At 40.7% G+C, this 11,817-nt stretch carries 13 protein-coding genes; 6 read left to right on the forward strand and 7 right to left on the reverse strand.

From position 1 onward, the window contains the following. Positions 1 to 125: 125 nt before the first annotated feature. Both C9E88_RS08330 and C9E88_RS08335 read right to left on the reverse strand, forming a co-directional pair. On the reverse strand, positions 126 to 818 hold the full coding sequence (locus C9E88_RS08330) for an LrgB family protein (RefSeq protein ID WP_106984359.1): 693 nt from the start codon (positions 816 to 818) through the stop codon (positions 126 to 128). 10 nt (positions 819 to 828) lie between these two features. Further along, entirely contained in the window at positions 829 to 1,257 is a 429-nt protein-coding gene (locus tag C9E88_RS08335; RefSeq protein WP_106984358.1) for a CidA/LrgA family protein, read from the reverse strand. Positions 1,258 to 1,361: 104 nt separating this feature from the next. Here C9E88_RS08335 and C9E88_RS08340 point away from each other — a divergent pair, with 104 nt between their 5' ends. The 5 genes from C9E88_RS08340 (at position 1,362) to C9E88_RS08360 (ending at position 5,831) form a co-directional block, all read left to right on the forward strand. Continuing rightward, positions 1,362 to 2,264: a LysR family transcriptional regulator gene (locus C9E88_RS08340; protein WP_106984357.1), complete on the forward strand. Its 903-nt coding sequence runs from the start codon at positions 1,362 to 1,364 to the stop codon at positions 2,262 to 2,264. 231 nt (positions 2,265 to 2,495) lie between these two features. Continuing rightward, the gene (puuE, locus tag C9E88_RS08345) at positions 2,496 to 3,461 is read left to right on the forward strand and encodes an allantoinase PuuE (RefSeq protein ID WP_106984356.1); all 966 of its coding nucleotides are present in this window, start codon (positions 2,496 to 2,498) and stop codon (positions 3,459 to 3,461) included. A gap of 140 nt (positions 3,462 to 3,601) precedes the next feature. Next, on the forward strand, positions 3,602 to 4,105 hold the full coding sequence (gene uraD, locus C9E88_RS08350) for a 2-oxo-4-hydroxy-4-carboxy-5-ureidoimidazoline decarboxylase (protein WP_106984355.1): 504 nt from the start codon (positions 3,602 to 3,604) through the stop codon (positions 4,103 to 4,105). Beyond that, complete coding sequence (gene uraH / locus C9E88_RS08355; RefSeq protein ID WP_106984354.1) at positions 4,102 to 4,422, forward strand: hydroxyisourate hydrolase; 321 nt, start codon at positions 4,102 to 4,104, stop codon at positions 4,420 to 4,422. The genes uraD and uraH overlap by 4 nt, the downstream gene beginning before the upstream one ends. 47 nt (positions 4,423 to 4,469) lie before the next feature. Continuing rightward, a complete protein-coding gene (locus C9E88_RS08360; protein WP_106984353.1) occupies positions 4,470 to 5,831 on the forward strand; it encodes a nucleobase:cation symporter-2 family protein in 1,362 nt (453 codons plus the stop codon). A 207-nt stretch (positions 5,832 to 6,038) separates the two neighbouring features. Here C9E88_RS08360 and C9E88_RS08365 read toward each other — a convergent pair whose 3' ends face one another. Both C9E88_RS08365 and alc read right to left on the reverse strand, forming a co-directional pair. Beyond that, on the reverse strand, positions 6,039 to 6,548 hold the full coding sequence (locus C9E88_RS08365) for an ureidoglycolate lyase (protein WP_106984352.1): 510 nt from the start codon (positions 6,546 to 6,548) through the stop codon (positions 6,039 to 6,041). 12 nt (positions 6,549 to 6,560) lie between these two features. Beyond that, entirely contained in the window at positions 6,561 to 7,568 is a 1,008-nt protein-coding gene (gene alc, locus C9E88_RS08370; protein ID WP_106984351.1) for an allantoicase, read from the reverse strand. Positions 7,569 to 7,775: 207 nt separating this feature from the next. Between alc and hpxO the strand changes: the two genes are divergently transcribed. Further along, the gene (gene hpxO / locus C9E88_RS08375) at positions 7,776 to 8,933 is read left to right on the forward strand and encodes an FAD-dependent urate hydroxylase HpxO (protein ID WP_106984350.1); all 1,158 of its coding nucleotides are present in this window, start codon (positions 7,776 to 7,778) and stop codon (positions 8,931 to 8,933) included. 110 nt (positions 8,934 to 9,043) lie between these two features. Here the strand turns inward: hpxO and C9E88_RS08380 are convergent, their stop codons facing one another. From C9E88_RS08380 to C9E88_RS08390, 3 genes are all read right to left on the reverse strand, one after another. Further along, positions 9,044 to 9,967 carry a LysR family transcriptional regulator gene (locus C9E88_RS08380; protein ID WP_106984349.1) on the reverse strand — a complete coding sequence of 308 codons (924 nt, stop codon included), beginning with the start codon at positions 9,965 to 9,967 and terminating at the stop codon, positions 9,044 to 9,046. Positions 9,968 to 10,177: 210 nt separating this feature from the next. Beyond that, a complete protein-coding gene (locus tag C9E88_RS08385) occupies positions 10,178 to 11,170 on the reverse strand; it encodes an ABC transporter substrate-binding protein (RefSeq protein WP_106984348.1) in 993 nt (330 codons plus the stop codon). 9 nt (positions 11,171 to 11,179) lie between these two features. Further along, the gene (locus C9E88_RS08390) at positions 11,180 to 11,767 is read right to left on the reverse strand and encodes an ANTAR domain-containing response regulator (RefSeq protein WP_106984347.1); all 588 of its coding nucleotides are present in this window, start codon (positions 11,765 to 11,767) and stop codon (positions 11,180 to 11,182) included. Positions 11,768 to 11,817 lie beyond the last annotated feature (50 nt).

The raw sequence follows: 11,817 nt of genomic DNA on the forward strand, positions 1-11,817 counted from the left end.
CTAATAAGCGCTTAGAAGATGTGGATTAACTTAAGGACAGACATATTGAAAAAAATAATCACTAAAAAAACTGCAACATATAAATAAAATGCTACAGTTTTTAAGTGAAAATTGATTATCTTTGCTTAGAGCAAAGTTACTGTCCAGCGGATTAAAAATGGCCCTGCCAGCACCATAAATACCCCAGCGAGCACCATGGTTAAACAAGCTGCTACACCTTCTTCAGCATGACGGGAAAAGGCGTGACTGGTGCCAAAGCCATGCGCAGAATTTCCTAAAGATGCGCCTTGCGCAAAGTGTGATTTCAGTTTTAGCGCTGCCAAAATCATATCACTCAGCATCACACCGGCAGTGCCGGTAATCATGGTGAATACGATGACCAATTCAACAGATCCGCCGATATTTGAGGTCAGCTCCATCGCAAATGGCGTTGAAATTGAGCGCGCCATTAAACTATAAGATGTGGCAGCATCAAATTGGAATAATTTGGCCAAATAAAAAGAACTCACAATGCCCGCCAGCATACCCACAATAATGCCTAAACAAATCGCAAAGGCATGCTTTTGAATCAGCTTTCGGTATTCATAAATGGGCAGCGCAAAGGCCACCGTTGCTGGCCCGAGCATCCAAATCAGCCATTTCGCATCCAGCATATAAGTTTCATAACTCACACCACTCATCACCAATACAATGATAATGACCGCAGGGACAAAAATGCCGGGTGCAAAAATAATCAGCGGGTATTTTTTATAAAACTTTTTACCCAATAAATAGCCTGCAATGGTGGCAAAAAGGCAAATAATTGAAACAGTATTCATGTGATCAACCTTATTTCCCTTGCTGAGGCTGTGTTTTTAAAGCGCTGCGCTTGTTCGTCCAAGCAGCTTCCATCTTAAAGCCCCATGCAACAGTGAGCGCAGTAATGGTCATCACAATGATGGTACCAATGACAACACTCAAAACGAGTTGCCAGCCTTGACTGATAAATAAGTCTTTATATTTCATAATGCCGACAACGCAGGGAATAAACAGCAGCACCAGTTCGCCCAAAATAAAGCTAGAACCTGCTTTAATCCAATCTAGCTTCATTACACCCGACAGTAATGCCACCAAAACCAGCAGTAATCCAATCACGCCGCCTGAGACGGGTAAATTCAGCCAGTGCTGAATACATGCGCCAAGCCACCAAATCGCAGTCAGCAGCCCCAGCTGCAGCGCAATAATAGAAGCTTGCTGAATTTTAGCTAAATTAAACATAGAGATCAGACTGTACTAAACAACTGTGGGCTATTTTAAAATTGACCAGATAGGCAAATTATGAATAATTGAAAAATAATTATGCATATTTTGAATAATTAATTATGGACATGAAAAGCCTGAATGTTTTTGTGAATATTGTGCAGCTGCAAAGTTTCTCAAAAGCTGCCGATGAATCGTTTGTCAGTCAGCCGACGGTCAGTAAAATCATTGATGCCTTAGAAGAAGAAATCGGCGGATCTTTATTTCACAAGGGGCAGGCTGGGCGTAAACGTGATGTCGCTTTAACGGCCATTGGTGAACAAATCTATAAACATGCGTTGTCGATGCTAGAGCAACAGCGACAAATGTATGCATCTGTCGCCAGCATCCAGCAACTCAAACAAGGTTCATTAAGCATCGGTTTGCCACCGATAGGCTCATCTATGTTTAGCAGATTAATTGCAAAATTTCATAAGCTGTATCCCAATATCGAACTGAGTTTTTTTGAAGTCGGCGCAACCAGTATTGAAACGGCTATTTTGGCTAGAAAAGTAGATGTTGGGATTATTTTAGGCCATCTCAAACCTGCATTAAGCGGTATTCCAATTGTAGATTCCCCGATGTGTCTGCTCTCGCGTAAGCAGTCCGGCTGGGGCAAACGGAAAACCGTGTCATTAATTGAACTGAAAGAAGAATCTTTTTTACTGTTTAATGATACGTTTAGGCTGAATCAAATTATTTTGCAGGCGGCCAATGATGTGGGCTTTGAACCCAAAGTCGTGTGTAAAAGCAGTCAATGGGACTTTATCAGCAAACTGGTGGATTCCGATGTCGGAATTGCATTACTGCCAGAAAAGTATTGCGAACAGCTCAGTGCTGAAAAGTTTAATTATAGTATTTTACAAGAGCCACATATTAACTGGACTTTAAGCATGGCATGGAACAGAACTGTTCCGATGACCCCAGCTGTTCGGGCATGGCTGGAAATAGTCGAAGAAAATTTAGAACAGATCAGTTTTTTCTAAAGGCTGAATACAGTTTTATAGCACTACCTTTGATGCTGAAATGCATTAGTAATTCAGATGCTTTGATTTATTTTGAAGCATGAAATTTTCTGATGCATAGAAAGCACTTATTTCGAGCCTGCTGATTAAGAAGATGCATTCATATCACGCAAATTGAATTCTTGGCGCACTAATTGCTAGCACTCAGTTAAATATTTTTTACTGTTTGATATAGATAATTAGGAAATACCAGTGTCAGTACCTTATTTGCGCGGACAAGCGCTCATTGATGAAATTCAGCAGCAGGACTATTCCAGAGATTTAATTGGCTATCATGGAAAACCACCCCTTGCACAGTGGCCAGATCAAGCCCGCATTGCTGTGCAGTTTGTTTTAAATTATGAAGAAGGTGGCGAAAATCACGTCGAACATGGAGATGCTGGTTCAGAACAGTTTTTATCTGAAATTGTTGGTGCAGCAAGCTTTCCAGCGAAGCACATGTCGATGGATTCAATGTATGAGTATGGTTCAAGAGTTGGATTTTGGCGTATTCACGAAGAATTTCAAAAGCGTCAGCTACCCATGACCATCTTTGGTGTTGGCATGGCGCTAGCGCGTAATCCTCATGTGGTACAAGCGATTAAGGAAGCCAATTATGATGTGGTGTCGCATGGGCAGCGCTGGCTACACTATCAAAACCTGCCGATTGAGATTGAGCGTCAGCACATGGATCAGGCGATAAGTGTGCTGGAAGCGCTGTTTGGTCAAGCGCCCATTGGCTGGTACACCGGACGTGACAGCCCAAATACCCGTCAGCTACTGGCTGAGTTTCCGCAAATTCAATATGATTGCGACCACTATGGCGATGACTTGCCATTTTGGAGCACCTTAACGGACAGTGCAGGGCAAAGCCACCCCCATTTGATCATACCGTATACATTAGAATGCAATGATATGAAGTTCAGCTCAGCGGGCGGTTTCAATACGGGTGAGCATTTCTATCAATATTTAAAAGACAGTTTTGATGTGTTGTATGCCGAAGGTGAAACTGCGCCAAAAATGATGTCGATTGGAATGCATTGCCGTCTTTTAGGGCGGCCTGGGCGCTTTAAGGCACTGCAACGGTTCTTAGATTATGTACAGTCTCACGAAAAAGTGTGGATTTGCAAACGTGGGGATATTGCTTTGCATTGGCAGAAAACGCATCGCCAAAATTAATCATAAGTATTTAAAAAAAATAGGAGTTTAGCTCCTATTTTTTTGCTTTAAAAAAGCAAAATTTCATTTTTTAACTGATTTGGCATTGATATTGCAAAATAAAAATTTGAACAAATATTCAATTTTTAGGCGATTTAACAGTGCAACTTGCTGAATTTAATCAAGCATCTGAATCGGATGCAAAATCTTTTTTAAAGCACTGTGTGCAAATTAAAAGCTGGGTCAGTGAACTAACAGCGCAGCGACCTTATGCATCTGTTGAAGACCTGTTGATACAGGCAAAACAACAGACAAAAACTTGGCAGTGGTCTGAAATTAAGAGCGCTTTAGACAATCATCCGCGTATAGGTGAAAAACAGGCACAGTCCACTTTAAGCGATCAAGAACAGGATTTTTCTAAGCGTGAGCAGGCTAGCATTACCAGTGATGACGCAACACAGGAAGCACTTTTGGCAGGCAACACCGCCTACGAAAAAAAATACGGCTACATTTTTTTAATTAAAGCTTCGGGCCTAAACAGTGAAGATGTGCTACAGGCACTGCGTTATCGGCTGCTGAATGATCCAGATACAGAGAAACGCATTGTGCATCAGCAGCTGACTGAAATTGCCTTATTAAGATTAACGCAGGAGCTTAACGCATGATCAGTTCCCACATTTTAGATACCTGTTTGGGCAAGCCGGCAGCCAATGTAAAAATTGAACTTTTTAATGCTGATGGGCAGCTCTTAGGCGCTGCATTCACCAATGCAGATGGACGAGTTACCGACTTTGGCCTGACTGAATTCAGCGCCGGCACTTACAGCTTAGAGTTTTCTACAGCAACCTATTTTCAAGCTTTAGGACTGCAGACCTTTTTTCCAAAAGTGGTCATTCATTTTGATGTACAAGATGCCTCACAGCATTTTCATATTCCTTTGCTGATCAGCCCATTTGCGTATTCAACTTACCGTGGCAGTTAAGCGCTTCAATTGAAAATAAATGTTGAAAAATATAGGGGAATATAACAATGACAGAACACGAAAAAAGCATTTCACCAGAACATGAATATTTAGGTGCAGGCAAAAGCCTGGCATACGGTTTACAGCATGTGCTGACCATGTATGGAGGTATTATTGCGCCACCATTGATTATTGGTACTGCGGCGGGCTTAGAAGCGGCACAAATCGGCTTATTGATTGCAGCTGCGCTGTTTGTCGGCGGCTTGGCGACCATACTGCAAACCATAGGCGTGAAATACATTGGCGCACAGCTTCCTTTGGTACAAGGCGTATCATTTGCGGGCGTTGCCACCATGATTGCGATTGTCACAACAGGTGGTGGACTTTCTGCAGTTTATGGCGCAGTGATTGTCGCTTCACTCATCGGTTTCTTTTTAGCGCCGTATTTTTCTAAAATTATCCGTTTTTTCCCGCCTATTGTGACTGGTTGTGTAATTACCGTCATTGGCCTGTCTTTATTACCCGTTGCCGTACGTTGGATGATGGGCGGCAACAACAAAGCGCCTGACTGGGGAAGTGCAGAAAACATTAGCTTAGCGTTTTTAACTTTAGCGATCGTAATTGCGCTGAATTTAACGCGTAATGCGACTATTCGTCGCTTATCTATTTTACTGGCGATTATCTTAGGGACAGTTTTGGCTTATGCCTTTGGTTTTGGTGACTTTTCTAAAGTTGCAAGCGGCAGTTGGATTCAGTTCCCAAGTTTCTTTGCTTTCGGCATGCCAAGCTTTGAACTCAGTGCGATTATTGCCATGCTGATTGTCACTTTGGTGATTATGACGGAAACCACTGCAGACATTATTGCTGTTGGGGAAATTGTAGATACAAAAGTGGATGCAGAGCGTATTACCAATGGTTTACGTGCAGATATGTTGTCGAGTGCTGCCGCACCAATCTTTGGGTCATTTATGCAAAGCGCATTTGCACAAAATGTTGGCTTGGTAGCTATTACTGGAGTAAAAAGCCGTTTCGTTGTAGCAGCAGGAGGCCTAATTCTTGTTGTACTTGGGATATTACCTATTATGGGGCGCCTTATTGCAGCCATTCCTGTCCCTGTATTAGGCGGTGCAGGTCTAGTGCTGTTTGGCACAGTGGCGGCCAGCGGTATTCGTACCTTAGCTAAAATTGACTACAATGAACAAAAGAATTTGATTATTGTCGCGACCGCAATTGCAGCAGGGATGATTCCAATTATTGATCATTCTTTCTATGCAAATTTTCCAAAATGGGTGCAAACATTATTTCATTCAGGGATCAGCTCTACTTGCGTAATGGCAATTTTACTGAACATTGTGTTTAACCACCTCAGTCTGTTTAAACCCAAAGCGACTGTGAATGTGTCTAAAACATTGGTGAAAACACCACATTAAAGTACATGCGCTAGATTCATAACGAACACTTTAATACAGCCCACATTTTGTGGGCTTTTTATGAGGTCTAAAATTGGGTAGGTACTTTAGAATATGTAACGTTGAAGCTGTAGAACGACAGATATTTTAAAAACTGATAATTGAGATAAAAAAACAAGCACTAAAGTGCTTGTTTTAGATGACGAATAAATTTTAAAACAGCATGCTTTAAGTAGTACAGAGCTGAATTGGAGTAGTAAATTGAATCACATCACAATTCTGCCCTGTACCAATACGGTCAATCACCACAAACTGACTGGGTGCTTCAAGCGTCAGAAGAGGATGATGCCATGTACCTGCATGATAATTGACCCCTTGCTCACCATTACTGATAAACGCACGCAACTGACTTAGATCTGGTTGGTTGGCATCTAAAGCAGGGGCCACAACAATTAAAAAAATCTGTCCATGCATAGGAATAAAAGCCTGAGACCCTAAGGGATGGCGCTCTAACATGCAGATTGTACAAGGTAATACCGTAGATTTGATATTACGAAAAATACTAATGCCCGATTGAGCTTGGTCTGTTTGGGTCACAGCAATTGCATGATAGCGCTCTGTATGTGCATTATTGATATGGAAGAAATCTTGCTCTGCACATTGGATGACTTCACCAAAAGCGGCAAAGTTGGCTTTTGTGAGTGGTTCGATGTGAATTTTTTGAAGATCGAAAGTCATGTTCATCACTTTTTATCCCGCAATTTTGCCCCAAAGACGTATACGACTAATGCCACCATCTGGAATCATATTCACCCGGATATGTGAGATTTTTTCATGCTCTAAAATTTCTGCAAGGAAAGTGTGGATATGATCCATCTGCATGTCTTGCGCTTCCAGCAGGAAAGGCCAGAACATACTTTGCGGAATCAACTGCGGATCTGTTGCATCTTCGATATACACTGCTTGAATTGAAACTTGCGCAGGATAATTTCCTTTAAAATGTGCAGTATCAATTTCAATTTTATGAATTGCACCACTTTGGCCTAAAGCTAATATGCACCAGTCAAACCCTGGTGCACGGCGGCGTTTTGTTTCCCAACCATCACCCATATTAATGCCACGACCAGGATTGATTAAGTTACGTGGGTGCCCAAAATGCGCATCGCTATATGCGATGACGCGACCGCCATTTTCAAGCGCCAGCAAATCTATCGTTTGTTCTACATCTTGTAGCTGCACTTCAACTGTGCCATAGGCTTTAAAACGTGCCACGCCACCATCTGGAAATATATTTAAACGTACATGGCTAAATAGCTGCTGTGACTTAGCATGTAAAATATGATGCTGACTCGGCCCTAAAACAGAGTTATCTAAAAGGCTCACCCATTCTGCCTGACTGAGGTCGCCATCTGGTGCATAGCAGGCTTCGACCGAAGCTGAAGCTGGATAATTACCAGTAAAAAAGGTTGTGTCGATATCAAAGGCTTGAATACGACCGGCAACGCCTAATTGCACAATCGCCCAATCATAACCACTGTGGCGCTTACGGCGTGTTTCCCAACCATCCATCCATTTGCCATTGTCGTCAAATTTATCTTCTACAAATATGGGTGCTTCAAATTGAAGCATACGCTTAGCTTCTGCAAAAAAATCATCGGAACATTCCACGATTTTTGCACCAATACGGGCATCTGCTAAGTTCGTTAGTGTTTGTAATTGTGCAGGAATATCAAAAATAGGGGCGAATAATGTTGCCATTTATAAAAATCCATTCAGGTTTGATCGTTTTAAACATCACACTTGCATCATCTTGATGAATTTTGAACATTCGATAAAAACAAGCCTTACAAGGTGTTTAGAAGCACAGCCTGTGCCAACTTTTGTTTTTTTCAATCCGACTTGAGCAAAATGGCACGCTTTTCGCTTTTTATGACTCAGATGATGAAATAAATACGGGAGTTATAGATGGAAATTGCAATTATTGGTGCAGGTATGGCGGGGTTAACCACAGGCATTGCACTGAAAAAATTTGGGCATCAAGTCAGTATTTATGAACAAGCTGAACAGATCTTACCAATTGGTGCCGCAATTTCCCTATGGTCAAATGGTGTAAAGTGTTTAAATTACCTTGGCTTAACGGAACAAGTAGAAAAGCTTGGCGGTAAAATGGACTATTTGGCTTATATTGATGGCCTCAGTGGCGATACCATGACGCAGTTCAGCTTGTATCCACTGATTGAAGAAGTCGGTCAGCGTCCATATCCTGTGTCTCGCGCAGATTTACAAAATATGCTGATGGATGAATTTGGTCGCGAAGATATTCATTTGGCCAAAAAAATGACGGCTTTTACCGAGCACAACGACACCGTCAAAATTCAGTTTGCAGATGGAAGCACAACCAGTTGCGATTTATTGGTCGGGGCAGACGGGACACACTCCATTACTCGTGCTTATGTATTAGGTGCACAGGTTGATCGTCGCTATGCCGGTTATGTTAATTGGAATGGTTTGGTCAATATTTCAGAAGAATTTGCAGCTGCAGATCAGTGGACAACTTTTGTCGGTGAAGGTAAACGTGTTTCACTGATGCCCGTTGCAGAAAATCGTTTCTATTTCTTTTTTGATGTGCCACTGCCAGTGGGTTTAGAAAATAACCGTAGCCAATATAAAACCTTGTTTAAAGAATATTTTAAAGGTTGGTGTGAGCCCGTACAAAAGCTGATTGAGGCAGTGGATGAGCAAAAAACCAACCGCGTTGAAATTCACGATATTGAACCTTTTGCAGATTTTTATAAAGGCCGTGTGGTCATTGTGGGGGATGCAGCACACAGTACGACGCCAGACATTGGCCAAGGTGGCTGCCAAGCCATGGAAGATGCGATTTACTTAGCGCGTGCCTTGCAAATTAATACTTTGGGGTTACAAGATGCCTTAAGACGCTATCAAAATAAACGAAATGAACGTGCCAATGAATTGGTACTACGTGCACGTAAGCGTTGTGATGTGACCCACATGAAAGACGAAGCCATTACCCGTCAATGGTATGAAGACTTAAAACAAGAGCAAGGTGAGCACATTATGAAAGGGATTATTAGTAATATTGTCGGTAATCCTTTAGATTGATGGTCTGACCGAAATGCATCATAAAACTAGTACTTGATACTGGTTTTATGATTTTTTTAAATTTTTATAAAGTGGATTTAATTCGTTCACCAGTTGAATAAAACGTTATTTTACAGAATCTTAAGCTGATTTTTAATGATTTCGATTTGTTCGATCATTTGATTAATCATAATTTTAGATATTTTAGTGGTTTGACGCTTTGATGCTACACATAGTGCAATCGTTAAACGGTGAATCCCTTTTTCATGCAGGGGTTTAAAGATTAATTCGCCTGTTTTAATTAAAGGTAAGGCATCCATATAAGACATTAAGCCAATGCCTAAATTCTGCTTAATTAAAGCACTCATCATACGAATATCATTACATTCAATTTTTTGTATGGGTGTAAATTTATGATGTTTATACAAAGTATGCACATATTCACTAATCACTAAAGGCTCGCTGGGCATAATATGACGTTCGCTCAGCGTATCAGATAAATAAATTTTTTCTGCTGTGGCCAATGGGTGCGAGGGTGAAAGGGTATAGCCCAGTGGAATTTCAATAAAAGAGAGAATTTCTAATTGATGGTGACTTTGTGGGTTTAAAATAATGCCAAAATCGAGCTCAGCATCAATAATTTTTTTAGAAATAACCTCACTATTGTGAATACAAATGTTCATGTTAATCCATGGATACATTTGAGTTAAATCTTGGATACTGTCCAAGACAAAACTGTCGTTGAGCGCAGAAATAAAACCAATATGAATATTACCCCGATTCAAACCTTGAATTTCATCAAAGCGTATCCGTGTTAATTGAAATTCCTTTTGCCATTTAAGTAGGTCTGCATAGAGTAGTTCACCTGCAAGCGTAAGCTTTAAACCCTGTGGCAGTCTTTCAAATAATGCGACGCCTAGTTCTTCTTCAGCCAATACAATTTGTCGATGTACTGCTGAAACGGAGATAAAAAGTTGTTCTGCTGCTTTTCGTAAGCTTCCAGACTTCGCAACAGCTATAAAATATTCAGAAAACCTTGAAAAAGTAATCGACATAAAAATCAGTCTCAAAATTCATGCACTTGGCATATCGCTTAGGATCATCTATACGCTCTGTACAGGGCTAATGATGCATAAGCGATTTTTGTGCCATGTTGAGTTTTTTGAATGGTTTATTCGAATTTAATTCTAAAAATGAGAAAGCAATTTTGGAAATTTGCATTCTATAATGACAAAAACCATAGGCGAATTGAGAATTTGACAGTTCTACGCATTAGTTAGACCCACGCACTGCTGAGCAATCTGCTCTATGTCTGACAGACTTAATTCTAATTGTTCCCATTTGCACATTTGTTGCACAATCCATTTAAAATTATCAACTTGAGGTGCTTTTTGCACACCAAAGCTACGAATAATATTTTGAATCTTATAAAAACTTTCAACATGCAAATGATCAGAGCAACTAAAACGAATAATTTCACTGGCTTCGAGCATTTTCCATACCTCGTCCAGTCGATCTAAATGCGTTAAATCGTGCTGTGCTTTCTGTATTGCTTTCTTCACAGCTATAAGTGTGTTGGGATGTTGCAACGCCCATTCTTGTGTTGTGGCAAGAACCTTATCGGCAACTTCGGGAATAATCTGGCGACTTTCCGCAATAATTTGGCTATAGCCCTGAATCTGTGCCTGAATATTCCACGGTTCGCCAACGCAAAAACCATCAACTAACTGTGCGGCAATGGCTTCAACCATATACGGCGGTGGTAAAGTCGCTAAGCGATAGTTTTGGGCCAATTCAGTATTGGCCAGAGCTAGCCATTCACGTAAGCAATAATGATGAATAGACTGCTTAAATACATGTGCCAATTGTATTTTTTTACCGTCCTGAATGGCTTGGCTAATTTTGTTGGCAGAATCTGCAGGTGTGTCTGTAGATGCGATATTCAACTCATAACACAACTGCTGACTTAAACTAATAAAAGCACGTGTTGTACTTAACACCAGTGAAGTTTGTAGCGGAATACCTAAATGATCATCTCCTGTTGCAGCTGCAGGAAGCATGGCCGACAAACAATGTGTCACATCCAATAAGCCAAATGCCATACGATCACGTAGACTGGCCCATGATGCTTCTTTAACCAAAGTTACTTCGAGACCTTGCTCGCTAAAATAGCCCTGATGCTGTGCCCAAAGTATTGCAGTGCAATCCAGTAAAGGTATATAGCCGAGCTGAATATCTGTTTTTTCTAAATCATTCATGATCGATCTTTAGTCCTTAAATTGAGTTTGAAGTAAGGCCTGTGCATCGATTAATCGACGTGCCATTTCACCCATGGTCATACGTTGGCTCATGGCATTTTTTCTGAGCAAAGCAAATGCTTTATCTTCTTCAATGTGATGGATTTGCATCAGCATCACTTTGGCTTTTTCAATGTCTTTACGGTCAGCCAATTTGCATTTTGTTTCATTTAAATCTTTGAGTAGTTTTTTATGCTTTTTAAATTGCTCAATTGAAATTTCTAAAATACTGTCTAATTTTACTGGATCAATGCCATCTACAATATAAGCAGTTACGCCAGCTTCAATGGCATTTTTAATGGTGTCCTTATGCGAATTTTTGGTAAAAAGCACAGTGGGTAAATCAAACTGACTTACGCAACTTTCAATAATGTCACGCTGTGGGTGATCCATATCTAAAAGAATGACATCGGCATGTAAGGTCTGTAGATCTGTAGTATTCAAATGATCAATCATCAGGCAAGCCACAACTTCGAAACTATGTTCGATTAAAGAGGACTTAATAAAAGATGCACGTTCTACATCATCATCGATGAGTGCTATTTTTAGTTTTGGCATGCAAAAACTCAGGGCCGTCCTGAAATGAAATTTAATAAGACAAGCAATTT

The organism is Acinetobacter cumulans (genome assembly GCF_003024525.3).
GTDB classification, from domain to species: domain Bacteria; phylum Pseudomonadota; class Gammaproteobacteria; order Pseudomonadales; family Moraxellaceae; genus Acinetobacter; species Acinetobacter cumulans.

Bases quoted from the DNA above. Each gene is read 5' to 3' on its own strand.
- C9E88_RS08330 (WP_106984359.1), bottom strand. From the start codon at position 818: ATGAATACTGTTTCAATTATTTGCCTTTTTGCCACCATTGCAGGCTAT.
- C9E88_RS08335 (WP_106984358.1), bottom strand. From the start codon at position 1,257: ATGTTTAATTTAGCTAAAATTCAGCAAGCTTCTATTATTGCGCTGCAG.
- C9E88_RS08340 (WP_106984357.1), top strand. From the start codon at position 1,362: ATGGACATGAAAAGCCTGAATGTTTTTGTGAATATTGTGCAGCTGCAA.
- uraH (WP_106984354.1), top strand. From the start codon at position 4,102: ATGATCAGTTCCCACATTTTAGATACCTGTTTGGGCAAGCCGGCAGCC.
- C9E88_RS08360 (WP_106984353.1), top strand. From the start codon at position 4,470: ATGACAGAACACGAAAAAAGCATTTCACCAGAACATGAATATTTAGGT.
- C9E88_RS08365 (WP_106984352.1), bottom strand. From the start codon at position 6,548: ATGACTTTCGATCTTCAAAAAATTCACATCGAACCACTCACAAAAGCC.
- alc (WP_106984351.1), bottom strand. From the start codon at position 7,568: ATGGCAACATTATTCGCCCCTATTTTTGATATTCCTGCACAATTACAA.
- hpxO (WP_106984350.1), top strand. From the start codon at position 7,776: ATGGAAATTGCAATTATTGGTGCAGGTATGGCGGGGTTAACCACAGGC.
- C9E88_RS08380 (WP_106984349.1), bottom strand. From the start codon at position 9,967: ATGTCGATTACTTTTTCAAGGTTTTCTGAATATTTTATAGCTGTTGCG.
- C9E88_RS08385 (WP_106984348.1), bottom strand. From the start codon at position 11,170: ATGAATGATTTAGAAAAAACAGATATTCAGCTCGGCTATATACCTTTA.
- C9E88_RS08390 (WP_106984347.1), bottom strand. From the start codon at position 11,767: ATGCCAAAACTAAAAATAGCACTCATCGATGATGATGTAGAACGTGCA.